Origin of the sequence: Sphingomonas sp. MS122, assembly GCF_049532975.1 — a bacterium.
Classification (GTDB): Bacteria; Pseudomonadota; Alphaproteobacteria; order Sphingomonadales; family Sphingomonadaceae; genus Sphingomonas.
The window spans coordinates 440,382-454,879 of record NZ_CP186695.1; the positions used below are offsets into that span (position 1 = coordinate 440,382).

Annotated in this window: 17 protein-coding genes; 14 read left to right on the forward strand and 3 right to left on the reverse strand. The window is 68.9% G+C overall.

Going from position 1 to position 14,498, the window contains the following annotated elements; genetic code table 11:
- The first annotated feature begins 28 nt into the window (after positions 1 to 28).
- The 3 genes from astD to ACO227_RS02050 are packed head-to-tail and all read left to right on the forward strand — an operon-like array spanning position 29 to position 2,418.
- Positions 29 to 1,444: a succinylglutamate-semialdehyde dehydrogenase gene (gene astD / locus ACO227_RS02040; protein WP_423604870.1), complete on the forward strand. Its 1,416-nt coding sequence runs from the start codon at positions 29 to 31 to the stop codon at positions 1,442 to 1,444.
- A 7-nt stretch (positions 1,445 to 1,451) separates the two neighbouring features.
- Positions 1,452 to 2,195 carry an SDR family oxidoreductase gene (locus tag ACO227_RS02045; RefSeq protein WP_423604872.1) on the forward strand — a complete coding sequence of 248 codons (744 nt, stop codon included), beginning with the start codon at positions 1,452 to 1,454 and terminating at the stop codon, positions 2,193 to 2,195.
- A 52-nt stretch (positions 2,196 to 2,247) separates the two neighbouring features.
- Positions 2,248 to 2,418: a hypothetical protein gene (locus ACO227_RS02050; RefSeq protein ID WP_423604873.1), complete on the forward strand. Its 171-nt coding sequence runs from the start codon at positions 2,248 to 2,250 to the stop codon at positions 2,416 to 2,418.
- A gap of 291 nt (positions 2,419 to 2,709) precedes the next feature.
- Here ACO227_RS02050 and ACO227_RS02055 read toward each other — a convergent pair whose 3' ends face one another.
- On the reverse strand, positions 2,710 to 3,678 hold the full coding sequence (locus ACO227_RS02055) for a helix-turn-helix domain-containing protein (protein WP_423604875.1): 969 nt from the start codon (positions 3,676 to 3,678) through the stop codon (positions 2,710 to 2,712).
- A 132-nt stretch (positions 3,679 to 3,810) separates the two neighbouring features.
- Between ACO227_RS02055 and cobA the strand changes: the two genes are divergently transcribed.
- The 5 genes from cobA to ACO227_RS02080 are packed head-to-tail and all read left to right on the forward strand — an operon-like array spanning position 3,811 to position 7,715.
- Positions 3,811 to 4,608, forward strand: coding sequence for a uroporphyrinogen-III C-methyltransferase (cobA, locus tag ACO227_RS02060; RefSeq protein WP_423604876.1), 798 nt, complete (start codon positions 3,811 to 3,813; stop codon positions 4,606 to 4,608).
- Entirely contained in the window at positions 4,605 to 4,901 is a 297-nt protein-coding gene (locus ACO227_RS02065) for a DUF2849 domain-containing protein (protein ID WP_066580347.1), read from the forward strand. Before cobA ends, ACO227_RS02065 begins: the two co-directional genes overlap by 4 nt.
- Position 4,902: 1 nt before the next feature.
- Positions 4,903 to 6,534, forward strand: coding sequence for a nitrite/sulfite reductase (locus ACO227_RS02070; RefSeq protein ID WP_423604879.1), 1,632 nt, complete (start codon positions 4,903 to 4,905; stop codon positions 6,532 to 6,534).
- Complete coding sequence (locus ACO227_RS02075) at positions 6,527 to 6,952, forward strand: DUF934 domain-containing protein (RefSeq protein WP_423604880.1); 426 nt, start codon at positions 6,527 to 6,529, stop codon at positions 6,950 to 6,952. Before ACO227_RS02070 ends, ACO227_RS02075 begins: the two co-directional genes overlap by 8 nt.
- Positions 6,945 to 7,715, forward strand: coding sequence for a phosphoadenylyl-sulfate reductase (locus tag ACO227_RS02080; protein WP_423604882.1), 771 nt, complete (start codon positions 6,945 to 6,947; stop codon positions 7,713 to 7,715). The genes ACO227_RS02075 and ACO227_RS02080 overlap by 8 nt, the downstream gene beginning before the upstream one ends.
- A 3-nt stretch (positions 7,716 to 7,718) precedes the next feature.
- Here ACO227_RS02080 and ACO227_RS02085 read toward each other — a convergent pair whose 3' ends face one another.
- A complete protein-coding gene (locus tag ACO227_RS02085) occupies positions 7,719 to 8,423 on the reverse strand; it encodes a hypothetical protein (protein ID WP_423604883.1) in 705 nt (234 codons plus the stop codon).
- Between the two features lie 62 nt (positions 8,424 to 8,485).
- Between ACO227_RS02085 and ACO227_RS02090 the strand changes: the two genes are divergently transcribed.
- The 3 genes from ACO227_RS02090 to ACO227_RS02100 all read left to right on the forward strand — a co-directional run bounded on the left by ACO227_RS02090 (position 8,486) and on the right by ACO227_RS02100 (position 11,040).
- On the forward strand, positions 8,486 to 9,313 hold the full coding sequence (locus tag ACO227_RS02090) for a hypothetical protein (RefSeq protein ID WP_423604885.1): 828 nt from the start codon (positions 8,486 to 8,488) through the stop codon (positions 9,311 to 9,313).
- Positions 9,314 to 9,454: 141 nt separating this feature from the next.
- A complete protein-coding gene (locus tag ACO227_RS02095; RefSeq protein ID WP_423604886.1) occupies positions 9,455 to 9,706 on the forward strand; it encodes a hypothetical protein in 252 nt (83 codons plus the stop codon).
- Positions 9,707 to 9,723: 17 nt separating this feature from the next.
- Entirely contained in the window at positions 9,724 to 11,040 is a 1,317-nt protein-coding gene (locus tag ACO227_RS02100) for a L,D-transpeptidase family protein (protein WP_423604888.1), read from the forward strand.
- A gap of 222 nt (positions 11,041 to 11,262) precedes the next feature.
- Here the strand turns inward: ACO227_RS02100 and ACO227_RS02105 are convergent, their stop codons facing one another.
- Complete coding sequence (locus ACO227_RS02105; RefSeq protein ID WP_423604890.1) at positions 11,263 to 12,777, reverse strand: replicative DNA helicase; 1,515 nt, start codon at positions 12,775 to 12,777, stop codon at positions 11,263 to 11,265.
- A 95-nt stretch (positions 12,778 to 12,872) separates the two neighbouring features.
- Here ACO227_RS02105 and ACO227_RS02110 point away from each other — a divergent pair, with 95 nt between their 5' ends.
- Genes ACO227_RS02110 through ACO227_RS02120 form a run of 3 tightly spaced genes read left to right on the forward strand, consistent with a single transcriptional unit; the run spans position 12,873 to position 14,492 of the window.
- Entirely contained in the window at positions 12,873 to 13,355 is a 483-nt protein-coding gene (locus ACO227_RS02110; protein WP_423604892.1) for a UPF0262 family protein, read from the forward strand.
- Positions 13,356 to 13,371: 16 nt separating this feature from the next.
- On the forward strand, positions 13,372 to 14,046 hold the full coding sequence (locus tag ACO227_RS02115; protein ID WP_423604893.1) for a GH25 family lysozyme: 675 nt from the start codon (positions 13,372 to 13,374) through the stop codon (positions 14,044 to 14,046).
- Positions 14,043 to 14,492 (forward strand): cytidine deaminase, encoded by a 450-nt coding sequence (locus ACO227_RS02120; protein ID WP_423604895.1) that lies wholly within the window; start codon positions 14,043 to 14,045, stop codon positions 14,490 to 14,492. Before ACO227_RS02115 ends, ACO227_RS02120 begins: the two co-directional genes overlap by 4 nt.
- Positions 14,493 to 14,498: the final 6 nt, after the last annotated feature.

Here is a 14,498-nt window from a genome sequence, read left to right on the forward strand (position 1 = left end):
CTCAGGGGGCCAGCCAAAGAAAGAACGAATGCCCGCATCGGAAATCATCTCGACCGAGCCCGCCACCGGCGCGGTGCTGTGGCGCAGGCAGATCGGCGACGTCGACGCCGAGGTCGCCAGAGCGCGCGCGAGCTGGGCCGACTGGGCCGCGCGCCCGCTCGCTTACCGGATCGAGGCGCTGCGCCGCTTCGCCAATGTCGTGCGCCAGAAGTCCGACGCCTTCACCGACCTGATCGCGCGCGAGACCGGCAAGCCGATCTGGGAGGCGCGCAGCGAAGTCGATACGGTGATCGCCAAGGTCGACATCTCGGTCTCGGCCTTTTCCGAGCGCACCGGCCAGCGCCGCATCGACGCGCCGATGAACACCCGCCTCGCGCTGCGCCACAAGCCGCACGGCGTGCTCGCGGTGCTCGGCCCGTATAATTTCCCGGCGCACCTCCCCAACGGCCACATCGTTCCGGCGCTGCTCGCGGGCAATGCGGTGGTGTTCAAGCCGTCGGAGAAGACCCCCGCGACCGGCGCCTTCCTCGTCGAATGCTTCCACGCCGCAGGGGTGCCCGAGGGCTGCATCCGCCTGCTCATCGGCGGCCCGGACGAGGGCAAGGCGCTCGCTGCGCACGACGGGATCGACGGGCTGTTGTTCACCGGCTCGGCGCGCACCGGCATCGCGCTCAACCGCGCCTTCGCCTCCAAGCCCGAGAAGATCCTCGCGCTCGAGATGGGCGGCAACAACCCGATCCTGGTGTGGTCGACTCCCGACATCTACTCCGCCGCGGTGCTGGTGGTGCAGTCCGCCTTCACCACCGCCGGCCAGCGCTGCACCGCCGCACGCCGCCTGATCGTCGACCAGAATCTCTACGAGCCGCTGATCGAGGAGCTCAACAAGCTGATCGGTCGCCTGATCATGGGCGAACCCCATGCCGACCCCGCGCCGTTCATGGGGCCGGTGATCGACAACGACACCGCCGACCTGCTGACCGAGAGCTTCCTCGAGCTCTCCTTCCTCGGCGGCCGTCCGCTGCGCCACATGGAGCGGCCCATCGAGGGGCGCCCCTTCGTCACGCCGGCGATGATCGACATGACCGAGGCCAAGGAAAAGCCCGATGTCGAGCTGTTCGGCCCGATCCTCCAGGTGATCCGCGCCAACAGCTTCGAGGAGGCGATCGCCGAGGCCAACAACACCCGTTACGGCCTTTCAGCGTCGCTGGTGAGCCAGGATCCCAAGCTCTACGACCAGTTCTGGGCGAATATCCGCGCCGGCATCGTCAACTGGAACCGCCCGACCAACGGCGCCAGCTCGGCGGCGCCCTTCGGCGGGATCGGCTGGTCGGGCAACCATCGCCCCAGCGCCTATTACGCCGCCGACTATTGCGCCTATCCGGTGGTGTCGAGCGAGGCCGAGCAGGCGCGGGTGAGCATCGGCATCGGCCTGCGCGAGGGCTGATCGGGTCGTGAAATCCCTGGTGGTCACCGGCGGCGGCCGCGGCATCGGCCGTGCCACTGCACTCCTCGCAGCGCGCGCCGGCTCGGCGGTGACGCTGAGCTATGTCGCCGACGAAGCCGCCGCCCGGGCGACCGTTGCGGAGATCGAAGCGCTCGGCGGCCAGGCGCTCGCTATGCGGGCCGACACTGCGGCGGAAGCTGATGTGATCGCCTTGTTCGACGCCGCGGCCGCGCGCTTCTGGGGCATCGACGGCGTCGTGGTCAATGCCGGCATCGTCGGCCCGGCGGCGATGCTTGCCGACATGGAGCTCGATCGGCTGCGGCGGATGTTCGACGTCAACCTGCTCGGTGCGTTGCTCACCGCGCGCGAGGCGGCCCGGCGCCTGCCGCGCGACCGCGGGGGAACCGGCGGCGCGATCGTCCTGGTCTCCTCGATCGCCGCGCGGCTCGGCGCGCCGTTTGAATATGTCGACTATGCCGCCACCAAGGGCGCGCTCGACAGCCTCACCATCGGCCTGTCGAAGGAGCTCGCGCCCCAGGGGGTGCGCGTCAACGCCGTCCGCCCCGGCCTGATCGAGACCGATATCCATGCCAGCGGCGGCCGCCCCGACCGTGCGCAGAACCTCGGCGCCCAGACCCCGATTGGCCGCGCCGGCACCGCCGACGAGGTGGCCGAGGCGATCCTGTGGCTGCTCGGCGACGCTTCGTCCTACGTAACGGGGGCGTTCATCGATATCGGCGGCGGCCGGTAGCCGTTTGCGACGAAGCGCGGAACCCGCCGCGGTCATACGAATTATCCGCCGCGTGAAACCCCCTGCGTACGACTCCTCCCGCCCCACCCGCGCCGAACGGCTTCGCCGCGAAGCCAGCAACTGCCTCACCATCGCGGTGGCGCAGAGGGACCTCGCATTTGCCGCCGAGTTGATCGACGAAGCGCTCCGGCTCGCCGGCCGCGCGCGCGAATTGGCGACCTGAGCCCGGCACACAATACCCTGGGACGGCTGTAATAGTGCCGCTGCTTACCCGCGCGCGCCACGCCCGCTACATCGCCCGCAGGGGAAATGGGGGCGTGGCGCCGATGCGGCAACTGATCTGTCTGATTGCAGGACACCGTCGCATTCGGCGCGACGTTCGAAGTCGCGGCGCCCGTTTCCGCGCCAATTGCGCGCGCTGCGGCCGCCCGATCGCAAAGGATCCTCGCACCGGCAACTGGATCGACGACCGGGAAGCTGCGCACGAGCCGCATTAGGCCCGCGCCCGGCTGGCTCACCCCATGCGAAGCGCGTGCCGCATCGCCCGATACTCGCCCGGCGTCATGCCATAGGCCGCGCGAAACAGTCGGCCGAAATGCGCCGCGTCGCAGAACCCCCAGCGTTCGGCCAGCACCGCGATCGGTTCGTTCGTCGTCGACTGGCCGAGCAGTTGATGGACATGCTCGAGCCGCCGCTGGCGGATATAGGCGTTGACCCCGCCCTCGGCGCTGAACAGCCGGTAGAGCGTCGACCGCGATACCCCAAGGGATCGGGCCAGCGACGCGGGGTTGAGCTGAGCCGATCCCAATCGCGCGTCGATCAAGGCCAGCGCACGCTGGCGCACGGCATCGAGCGCGTCGGCGGTGGGCGCGACGGAGCGCCCCTCCATCGACAGCGATACCGCGATCAGGTCGAGCAATATCCCGGACATACGCTCGCTCTGCGCGACGGGAATGTCATGCACCGATTGCTGCAGCTGCCGCAGGTGCGTGCGCAGTAGCGCGGAGCCGCTCGGCGAGATCACCGCGCCGTGCAGGCTCCGCACCGGTCCAAGCGCCGATTCGGCCAGCGCGCGCGGGATCATCAGTAGCGCAGAGTCCGATCGTTCCGAGAGATGGCTGCTCGGCCGGGCCAGATCCATCAAGACCGCGCCGCCGGCCGGCACGACGAAGTCGGCGATCTCGCTATCGCCATGGGCCGCGCCGGCAAAGCGGACGTTGACGGTCAGCCAGTCGACATCGTCGGCGCGAGCCATCGCGGCGGTGCGTGTCCAGGTCTGCGAGCAAAAGGAGGAGAAGGCGACCTGGATCGATCCCAGGGCGAAGACGCTCGAGCTGGTGTCGAACGCTTCGTGCGGCACGGTCTCGAACATGCGCCCGAAGGATGAAGGGCGCTCGCGCCACGCGTCATGGCGCTGACGTGCCTCGATCCCACAGGTCGAGAAGCGATGAACGCTGATCGCCGGATACACGCCTTCCCCCACCATGCCCTCCTAGCGGGAATGCGCATCACCAACAATGCGTCATTCAGGATTGCCGATCCGGCAAAGTTCGCCTTCCGCCCTCCCAAGCAACCATCGGTTGCCGCGAACGTCACCGCGGCCCATCTGCCACCCATGGCTTCCCTGCTCGATCCTTCCGCGCGCGGGCGCGTGATCCTGGTCGGCGCCGGCCCGGGCGATCCGGGCCTGCTGACCATGCGCGCCGTCGAGGCGCTGAAGGCGGCCGACGTGCTCGTCCATGACGGGCTGGTCGACTCGCGCGTGCTCGACCTCGCGCCCCAGGCGCACCGCATCTCGGTCGCCAAGCGCCGCTCGAAGCACACCGTGCCGCAGGAAGGGATCAACGCCCTCATCATCGCGCATGTGAAGACCGGCGCGATCGTCGTGCGCTTGAAGGGCGGCGACCCGTTCATCTTCGGCCGCGGCGGCGAAGAGGTCGAGGCGGTGCGCGCCGCCGGCCTCCCCGTCGAAGTCATCCCGGGCGTCAGCGCCGCGCTCGGCGGCGCGGCCGAGGCGATGCTCCCGCTCACCCACCGCGACTGGTCGAGCGCGGTCAGCTTCGTCGCCGGCCAGTGCAAGGGTCTCAGCGAACAGGACTGGTCGGGCCTCGCCGGCAAGGGCCGCACCCTCGTCATCTACATGGGCGTACAGACCTGCCCCGACATCGCCGAGAAATTGATGCGCGACGGCGTCGCCCCCGACATGCCCGTCGCGGTGCTCGAGCGCGCGACGCTCGACGGCAGCCGCGCGATGAAGACCCTGCTCGCCGATTTGGGCCCGATGGTCGAGCGCGAGAAGGTCCAGAGCCCGGCGATCATCGTCGTCGGCGAGGTCGTCGCGCTGTCCGACGCGCAGGACAAGCTCGCCGGCTGGGCGAGGAAGGCCGAACTCATGCACGGATTCGACTTGTGAAGATCCTCACCGGAAACGACCTGCCGACGGGCGACGTCACCTGGTGGACCGGCAGCGGCTGGTCGCGCCATGTCGAGGACGCCGTCGATGTCGGCGACCAGGGCGAGGCGATCGCCCATGCCGAGGAAGGCGCTCGCCGCGTCAACGGCCCCTATGTCATCGACGCCACCGAAACCCCCGAGGGCCCGCGCCCCGCGCATATCAAGGACCGCATCCGCGCGCTCGGCCCGACCGTGCGCCCGGACCTCACGCTCAAACCCGCCGACCCCAACGCCGGCAGCTGGGTGATCTGAGATGTACAAATACGACGAATATGACCACTCGATCGTCGCCAGCCGCGTCGAGGAGTTCCGCGATCAGGTGAACCGCCGCCTCGCCGGCCAGATCACCGAGGACCAGTTCAAGCCGCTCCGGCTGATGAACGGCCTCTACCTCCAGCTCCACGCCTACATGCTGCGCGTCGCGGTGCCCTATGGCACGCTCGACAGCCGCCAGATGCGCATGCTCGCGCACATCGCGCGCAAATATGACCGCGACTATGGCCATTTCACCACGCGCCAGAACATCCAGTACAACTGGATCAAGCTCGAGGACGCGCCCGACATCCTCGCTGAGCTGGCGACGGTCGAGATGCATGCCATCCAGACCAGCGGCAACTGCATCCGCAACATCTCGTCGGACCAGTATGCCGGCGCCGCCGCGGACGAGCTCACCGACCCGCGCCCCTGGGCCGAGCTGCTGCGCCAGTGGAGCACCTTCCACCCCGAGTTCAGCTACCTGCCGCGCAAGTTCAAGATCGCGGTGATCGCCGCGGACGAGGATCGCGCGGCGATGCGCCTTCACGATATCGGCCTTCGGATCGTCGAGCGGGACGGCGTCCACGGCGTCGCCGTCTATGTCGGCGGCGGCATGGGCCGCACCCCGATGATCGCGCCGCTGATCAAGGACTTCGTGCCGTTCGACGACTTCGTCAGCTACATGGAAGCGTGCCTGCGCGTCTACAATCGCTACGGCCGCCGCGACAACATCTACAAGGCGCGGATCAAGATCCTGGTCCACGAGATCGGCGCCGACAAGTACCGCGACGAGGTCGAGGCGGAGTTCGCCGAGGTCAAGAAGCTCGGCATCGATCCGCCTTTTGCCGAGTTCCAGCGCATCGCCGCCCATTTCGCCGACCCGGCGTTCGAGACCGGCCTGCCGGACGAGATCGACCGCAGCGACCCCGGCTTCGCGCTCTGGCTCGACCAGAATGTCGCCGCGCACAAGGCGCCCGGCTACGCCATCGTCAACATCAGCCTGAAGCCCACCGGGGGCATCCCCGGCGACGCCTCTTCGGCGCAGATCGACCTGATGGCCGACCTCGCCGAGCAGCACAGCTTCGACGAGCTCCGCGTCACCCACGCGCAGAACATCGTCCTGCCGCATGTGAAGAAGGCCGATCTCTACGCCATCTGGCAACGGCTCGCCGAGGCCGGCCTCGCCGAACCCAATCTCGATTTGATCAGCGACATCATCGCCTGCCCCGGCCTCGATTACTGCTCGCTCGCCAACGCCCGCTCGATCCCCGTGGCGCAGAAAATAGCCGCGCGTTTCGCCGATCTCGGCCGCCAGCGCGAACTCGGCGAGCTCAAGCTCAAGATCAGCGGCTGCATCAACGCCTGCGGCCACCACCATGCCGGTCACATCGGCATTCTCGGCGTCGACCGGAAGGGCGTGGAGAATTACCAGCTGCTGCTCGGCGGATCGGGCGCGGAGGACGCGTCGCTCGGTACGATCACCGGCCCCGGCTTCAGCGAGGACGGCGTGGTCGACGCGATCGAGAAGGCGACCGACGTCTATCTCGCCCAGCGCGAGCAGGGCGAGCGCTTCCTCGACACCTATCGCCGCGTCGGCATGGCCCCGTTCAAGGAGGCGATCTATGGCTGATCTGCTGCGCTACCGCGACGACGACGCGCATGACGAGCCGGCGGTAACGCTCGACTCCTTCCTCGGCCAGTCCAACGCCACCGCGGTCCGCATCGAGAGCGGCGAGGATGCGCGCATCCTCCTGCCCCATCTCGATCGCCTGTCGCTGGTCGAGGTGAGCTTCCCCAAGTTCCGCGACGGCCGCGGCTACAGCTCGGCGCGCATCCTGCGCGAGGCGGGCTATACCGGCGAGCTGCGCGCGCAGGGCGACGTGCTGGTGGACCAGATCCCGCTGATGCGCCGCTGCGGCTTCGACAGCTTCGCGCCCGAGGCGCCGGTCGACGAGACCGTGCTCGCCGCCAGCCTCGCCCGCTACGACCATGTCTATCAGGCCGCGGCCGACCCCGCCGTGCCCGTCTGGAAACGGCGGCATGGCTAGCGTGACCGCCCGCAAGATCGACCGCATCGACACCGCTCCGGCCTTCACGGAGCGCGATGCGCTGCGCCTCAACAACCTGTTCCGCGGCGTCTCGACCACGGAGGTGCTGCGCACCGTCCTGACCGAGCAGATGGCCGGCGACGTCGCGATCGTCTCGTCGTTCGGCGCGGAGTCGGCGGTGCTGCTTCACCTGGTCGCCTCGGTCGATCCGTCGGTGCCGGTGATCTTCCTCGACACCGGCAAGCATTTTCCCGAGACGCTCGCCTATCGCGACCAGCTCGCGGCGAAGCTCGGCCTCACCGATCTGCGCATCGTCACGCCCGATGCCGAGACGCTCGCCAAGCGCGACGAGACCGGCCTGCGCTGGTCCTACGATCCCGACGGCTGCTGCGAGATCCGCAAGGTGATCCCGCTGGAGAAGGCGATGGCCGGCTTCGACGCCAGCATCACCGGGCGCAAGGCGTTCCAGGCCTCGACCCGCAACGCGCTCCCGCGGTTCGAGGTCGACAAGGCCGGCAAGCTCAAGATCAACCCGCTCGCCGACTGGACCAAGGCCGATCTCGACGCCTATTTCACGGCGCACGACCTGCCGCGCCATCCGCTCGAGGCCGAGGGCTATCTCTCGATCGGCTGCGCGCCGTGCACCCACAAGGTCAAGCCCGGCGAGGACCCGCGCTCGGGCCGCTGGGCGGGCTGGGACAAGACCGAATGCGGCATCCACACGCCCGTCGAGGACAACGACCCCGATCTGCCCGTCTTCTGATCGTCAGGTGAACAGCGGCGAGGTCAGCAGCACCAGCACCAGGCTTCCGACCATCGCGATCGACGCATGGCCGAACCCGGCGAGCAGGCTGCGATGCAGCCGCTGGGCGAACCAGCGCGACTGCACCAGCCCGAAGACGAGCAGCGCCAGCGCGCCGAGGACCAGCCCGGCGGCCTGCACCTCCAACCAGTCGATCTGGATCAGGATCCCCGCGACGCTCATCGCCAGCGCGAACGGCGCCACGGCATAGCATTGCGCATAGAAGGGGCGGCGCAGCGTGCCGCGCGTCAGCTCGGCGTGCTGCGCCCGCACCATCTGCGTCGCGAAGATCAGCGGAAAGATGCTGAACACCACCAGCCGCATGATCAGCAGCGTGGTGTCGTCGTGCACCAGCGCGGCGAGCCCGCGCCTGCTTTCGATCAGCGGGCTGTCGCCCACCACGACCAGCTCCAGCCCGTGCGCGAGCAGCAGCGACACGAGCAGGAACAAGGGCGGCGGCAGCGTGTCGTCATATTGACGCTCGTCGGCCTGCCCCAGCTCACGGTCCGAATAATCCATCATCTGCAGCGGCCGCGTCAGCGTGCGCCACAGAGTGATCGGATAGAAGATCAGCCACGACATCACCTCGTAGAGAAGCTCGTCGAGCGATTTCAGCAGCCCCATGAAATGCATCGCCGCCGATCCTTTCGTGCATGCTAGAATGATCATGCGTCGCGGCACCGCGACTCGACAAGGTTCAAGCGTTCGTTCTCGCACAGGGGAGAGTTCCGATGGGCCGTTTCCAGCTTCTCGCCACCGTCGCCGTCACCGCATTCGCGGGCATGGCCGCACCGCCCGCCGCGGCGCAGGACATCCCCTATGACCTGCGCGACATGGTCAACGCCCGCGCCGGCCAGGCCGAGGGCGAGCTGCAGCGGCGCGGCTACACCTATGTGCGCGGCGAGGGCGGCGGCGACCGCGGCTGGGCCTATTGGTGGAGCGCCGAGCGCCGCCAGTGCGTCAGCATCGCGACGGCCAACGGCCGCTTCGCCTCGATCATCATGACGCCCCCGGCCGATTGCCGCCAGTCCGGCGGATGGCGTCCCGGCCGGCCCGACCGGCCCGGCTGGGATGACCGCCCCGGCCGCCCCGATTGGGACGACCGCCCCGGCGGCGGCTGGCCCGGCGGCCGGCCGATCTCGCTCGGCCTGATCTGCTTCGGGGAAGGGCAGCGGCCCGGCGTCGCCAACCGCTATGGCTGGCAATGGAACTGGGACACCGACCGCTACGACTTCGGCAACCGTACCGAGCTCACGCGGCAACAGTTCGACGCATCGGTGATGATCCAGATCTGGGACGGCGGTGGCCGAATCCGCCTGCCGCGTTCGCTGATCCCGCCGATCCATTCGGGCGGCACGCGCCGCGATGGCTGGTGGGACCTGCGCGACGTCTCCACCGATCGCTACCAGATCCGCGCCAGCTACCGCCTCAACGGCGCCAACCAGCCGCGCGTGACGATCGACCGGCGCAGCGGGCGGATCACCATCCAGGGCATCTACGGCTCCGGCTTCCGCGGCAGCTGCGACACGATCGATGGGTCGCGCCACCAGCGTTTCTGATTGCAGTTTCCGCAAGTCACCGCACGAGACACACCATTGGTCGTGGCGCGTCTTTATGGTTGAGGCGAAACGAACCCTTGGCCGTTGGGAGCCAGCCGACGCGTGCGGGACTCCCCCGCACGCCGGAAAAAGGGACGTATTATGCGTAAAACCACCCTCGTGCTGGCAGGCTTCGCCGCGCTGACGCTGGCCGCCTGCTCGAAGAATGAGGAGGCCGTCGCTTCCGCGCCGCCGCCGCCCCCGGGCGCGGTCGCCGGATCGGTCGCCGCCGATCGCGATGGCGACGGCATCATCGACGGCTATTACAGCGCCGACGGCATCTATCATCCCAACGCACCCGCCGCCCCGCCGCCGCCCCCGCCGGGCCCGACGCGGCTGGGGGAGAAGGGCTGATCGCCAAGCGCCGGGGAATGCGTGGTCGCCGCATTCCCCACTCTTTCCTCGCCGTCACGCTCTGCGCCGCCGCGGCCAGCCCGCTCCCGGCGCTCGCCCAGCAGAACCGTCCCGCCGCCACTGACGCCCGGATGGGGCCGGTCGCCGCGGCGATCCGCGCGCAGGCCGAGGGGAAGACCCGCAAATTCTACGCCGCGCGCGGTTTCCGCCCGCTCTGGGCCCGCTCCGGCAGGATCGGGGCCGAGGCGGAGGTGCTGGTCGGCTATCTGCGCTCGGCCGAGCTCGATGGGCTCGATCCCTCTGACTATGAGGTCGGCAGGCTGCGCGACGCGCTCGCCGCGGCCAAGGCGGGATCGCCCGACGATGTCGCGCGCGCCGAGCTCGCATTATCCGAGGCGCTCGCCAGCTATGTCCGCGACCAGCGCCGCCCGGGCGAGGCCGGGATGACCTTCGCCGACAAGAAGCTGCGCCCGCGCAAGCTGTCGGAGGACGCCGTGCTGCGCGCCGCCGCCTTCCCCAAGGATTTCGCCGGCTATATCCGCAACATGGGCTGGATGAGCGACCATTATGTCCGTCTGCGCGAGCTGATGGCCCGCGCCCGCGCCACCGGCGCTTCGCGCGACACGCTCGCGCGGCTCGCGCTCAACCTCGATCGCGCGCGCCTCCTGCCGGGTCCCGCCGTGCGCCACATCGTCGTCGACGCCTCCTCGGGCCGTCTCTGGTACTATCAGGCGGGCAAGCAGGTCGGCACGATGCGCGTCGTGGTCGGCGCCGCCGAGACGCAGACACCGATGCTCGCCGGTATGCTGCAATGGGCGATCCTCAATCCCTATTGGAACGTGCCCGACTATCTTGTCCGCGACGATGTCGCGCCCAAGGTGCTGGCCGGGCATTCGCTCGCCGCGCAGAAGATGGAGGCGCTCGACGGCTGGGGCGCGGATGCGCGGCGGATTCCCGCCGGCAGCATCGACTGGCATGCGGTCGCCGCGGGCGACGGCATTCCCCGCGTGCGCGAGCTGCCCTGGTCGGGCAATTCGATGGGCAAGGCCAAGTTCCTGTTCCCCAACAAGCTCGGCATCTACCTTCACGACACGCCCAGGCGCGACCTGCTGCGCAAGGAGGACCGGCATTTCAGCAACGGCTGCATCCGGCTCGAGGACGCGGCGACGCTCGGCCGCTGGCTGCTCCAGAGGCCGCTGCGCGCACCATCCAAGGCGCCCGAACAGGCGGTGCCGCTGCCGGTGCAGGTGCCGGTCTACCTCACCTATCTCACGGCGATGGCGACCAAGACCGGCGTCGCGTTCCGCAAGGACGTGTACGGAAGGGACGGCTGAGGCCAGGCCGTCTCCCCCAGCGGGGGAGGAATGTCGAAACTCGACCCAAATCCTTCTTGCAATGTTGGAATTCGCCTGCTGCTCTCGCGCCGTCGAGACTTCGGCCGCCCTTTGAACCGTGGATGGTCGACAACCGCCGCGCGAAACGCGTCGCAAGTGTCAACTTTGTCAACTTCCGTCGCGTGCGAGGCCGTATGGCGCTTGGGACTTTCCGCGGCGCGATCAATCCCCGTACGGCCCGCTCACGTCGCCGGCATAGTCGCTGAACCGCGTGATGTTGGGCTCGAACTTGAGCGTCACCTTGCCGGTCGCGCCATGGCGCTGCTTGGCGATGATCAGTTCCGCCAGGCCGAACACGCGCTCCATCTCGAGCGCCCATTTGGCGTGATCCTCGAACGTCTTGGGATCGTCGCCCTCGCGCGGCCGCTTGGGCTCGCGCGCCGCGACGTAATAATCCTCGCGGAACACGAACCACACCATGTCGGCGTCCTGCTCGATCGAGCCCGATTCGCGCAGGTCCGACAGCATCGGCCGTTTGTCCTCGCGGCTTTCGACCGCACGGCTCAGCTGCGACAGCGCGATCACCGGCACGTTGATGTCCTTGGCCAGCGTCTTCAATCCGCGGCTGATCTCCGAGATTTCCTGCACGCGGTTGCCGTCGCGGTTGTTGCCCGAGCCCTGCAGCAGCTGGAGATAGTCGACGATGACCATGCCGAGCTCGCCGTCATGCTTGGACTGGAGCCGCCGCACGCGGCTGTGCAGCGCGCTGATCGTCAGGCCCGCGGTGTCGTCGATATAGAGCGGCAGCTGTTCCAGGTCGGCCGCCGCGGCGGCGAGCGCGCCGAACTCGGCCTTGCTGATATTGCCCATGCGCAGCGCCTCGGAGGCGATCTTCGACTGTTCCGAAAGAATGCGCAGCGCCAGCTGGTCTGCCGACATTTCGAGGCTGAAGAACGCCACCTTCGCCCCGATCGACTCCTTGGGGCTGATCCCCAGCCGGATATCGTCCATCAGCCGCCGCGCGGCATTATAGGCGATGTTGGTGGCGAGCGAGGTCTTGCCCATGCCCGGGCGGCCGGCGAGGATGATCAGGTCGCTGTGGTGCAGGCCGCCGATCCGGCCGTTGACCGAATCGAACCCGGTCGTGACCCCCGCGACGCCGCCGCCCGCGCTCTGCGCGCGCTTGGCGTTCTCGAGCGCGATCTTGGTCGCCTCGTTGAACGACTTGACCGTGTTCGCCGTCCCGCCGTCCGCCGCGACCTTGAACAGCGCCTCCTCGGCCTTGTCGATCTGCTCGCGCGGGTTGACGTCCTCGCTGGTGTCGAGCGCCTTCTCGACCATGTTGCGCCCGACCGTCACCAGCTCGCGCAGCAAGGCGAGGTCGTAGATCTGCCGCGCGAATTGCCGCGCGCCGATCAGCCCCGCGCCCGATCCCGTGAGCTGGGCGAGATAGGCCGGCCCGCCCAGCTGCGCCATGCCCTCGTCCTTCTCGAACAGCGGCTTCAGCGTCACCGGCGTCGCCAGCATGTCGCTCTTCCTCAGCGTCTTGATCGCCTTGAAGATGCGCCCGTGCACCGGCTCGAAGAAATGCTGGTCCTGGATCACCTCGACGATGTCGTCGGCCAGGCGGTTGTCGATCATCATCGCGCCGAGCAGCGCCGCCTCGGCCTCGACATTCTGGGGCAGCCGCGGGGCGGCATCCGCCGAAGCGGGAGGGATTTGTGCAAGCGTCGCCATGCGCGCCTTATCCACCTGTGCGGCCCGGCGCTCAACCCGCGTCCCGCTGTTTATACTGTGGACGAGCGAACGGCACCGCCCCTAGATGGCACATCATGGCCGATCACCGGATCATCGACGTCACGCTGGACGAGCGCACGATCCTGTGGCGCTCCGCCGATATCGAGCAGGAGCGGCGGATCGCCATCTTCGACCTGATCGAGGAGAACAGCTTCGCGCCGCAGCGCGCTTATCCGGGCGGCTATGCCGGTCCCTATCGCATCCATCTCTCGGTGCAGGAAGGCCGGCTCGGCCTCGAGATCAAGCGCGCCGACGACGGCCCGCTCGAGACGCTGATCCTCGGCCTCGCCCGCTTCCGCCGCCCGATCCGCGACTATTTCGCGATCTGCGACAGCTATTTCCAAGCGATCCGCAACGCCACCCCGGCGCAGATCGAGACGATCGACATGGCGCGGCGCGGCATCCATGACGACGCCGCGCGCATGCTGATCGAGCGGCTCGAGGGCAAGATCGAGATCGACTTCGCCACCGCGCGGCGGCTGTTCACGCTGATCTGCGTGCTGCATATCAAGGCGTGAACTTGGGGGGATTGACGTGCAGCGGGGGCTGATCTGGGCCGGATTCGTGCTGTCGCTGGCGGCGGCCGGGGGCGCGATGTGGCAGTATGCGACGAGCTGGACGCCGTCGCGCGAGACCTATGCCGTGCAGGGGATCGACGTCGCCGAGGGCAATGGCGCGATCGACTGGGCGATGGTCCGGGCGCGCGACGTCGACTTCGCCTATGCCCGGGCGACGCGCGGGGCGGAGGCGCGCGACGCGCGTTTCGCCGCGAACTGGGCGGGGATCGCCGAAGCCGGCATCCGGCGCGGTGCGATCCATGTCTTCTCGCTGTGCAGCGCCGCCACCGCGCAGGCCGGCGCCTTCGTCGCGACCGTGCCGCGCGATCCGGAGGCGCTGCCGGCGGTGATCGACCTCAGCTTCGACGAGGCCTGCCCGGCCCGCCCGGCGCGCGACGTCGTGCTCGAGGAGATCCGCCGTCTCGCCGCGGTGATCGAGACGCATAGCGGCAAGCCCGCGATCCTGCGCGTCACCCCCGAATTCGAGGCGCAGTACGAGGTGAGCGGCGCGATCACCCGCCCGCTCTGGGCCAGCCGCATCTTCCTCGCACCGGATTATTTCGCGCGGCCCTGGACGATGTGGCAGAGCAGCACGATCCGCCGAATCGAAGGGATCGACGGCCCCGTGAACTGGAACGTGGTGGCGCCATGAGCGACGAGATTGCCCCGACCCTGATCGCCGCCGCGCGCGAGGCCGCGCGCCATGCGCACGCGCCCTATTCCAACTTCGCGGTCGGCGCCGCGCTGCTGCTCGACGACGGCCGGATCGTCACCGGCACCAATTTCGAGAATGCGAGCTACGGCCTCTCGCTCTGCGCCGAGACCGTCGCGGTCGCCCGCGCCAATGCCGAGGGGCAGCTGCGCGCGATCGTCGCGGTGGGGATCGTCGGCGGGATGATGCGCGGCGGCGTCGCGCACGGCACCGACCCGATCCGCCCGTGCGGCCGCTGCCGCCAGGTACTCAACGAGGCCGCGCAGATGGGCGGCCGCGACATCGCCGTCTATTGCGCCGGCGCCGAGGGCGAGGCGTACGAGACGCACCGCCTCTCCGAACTCCTCCCGCACGCCTTCGGGCCGGCGGACCTGGACATCCGATGACGCTGG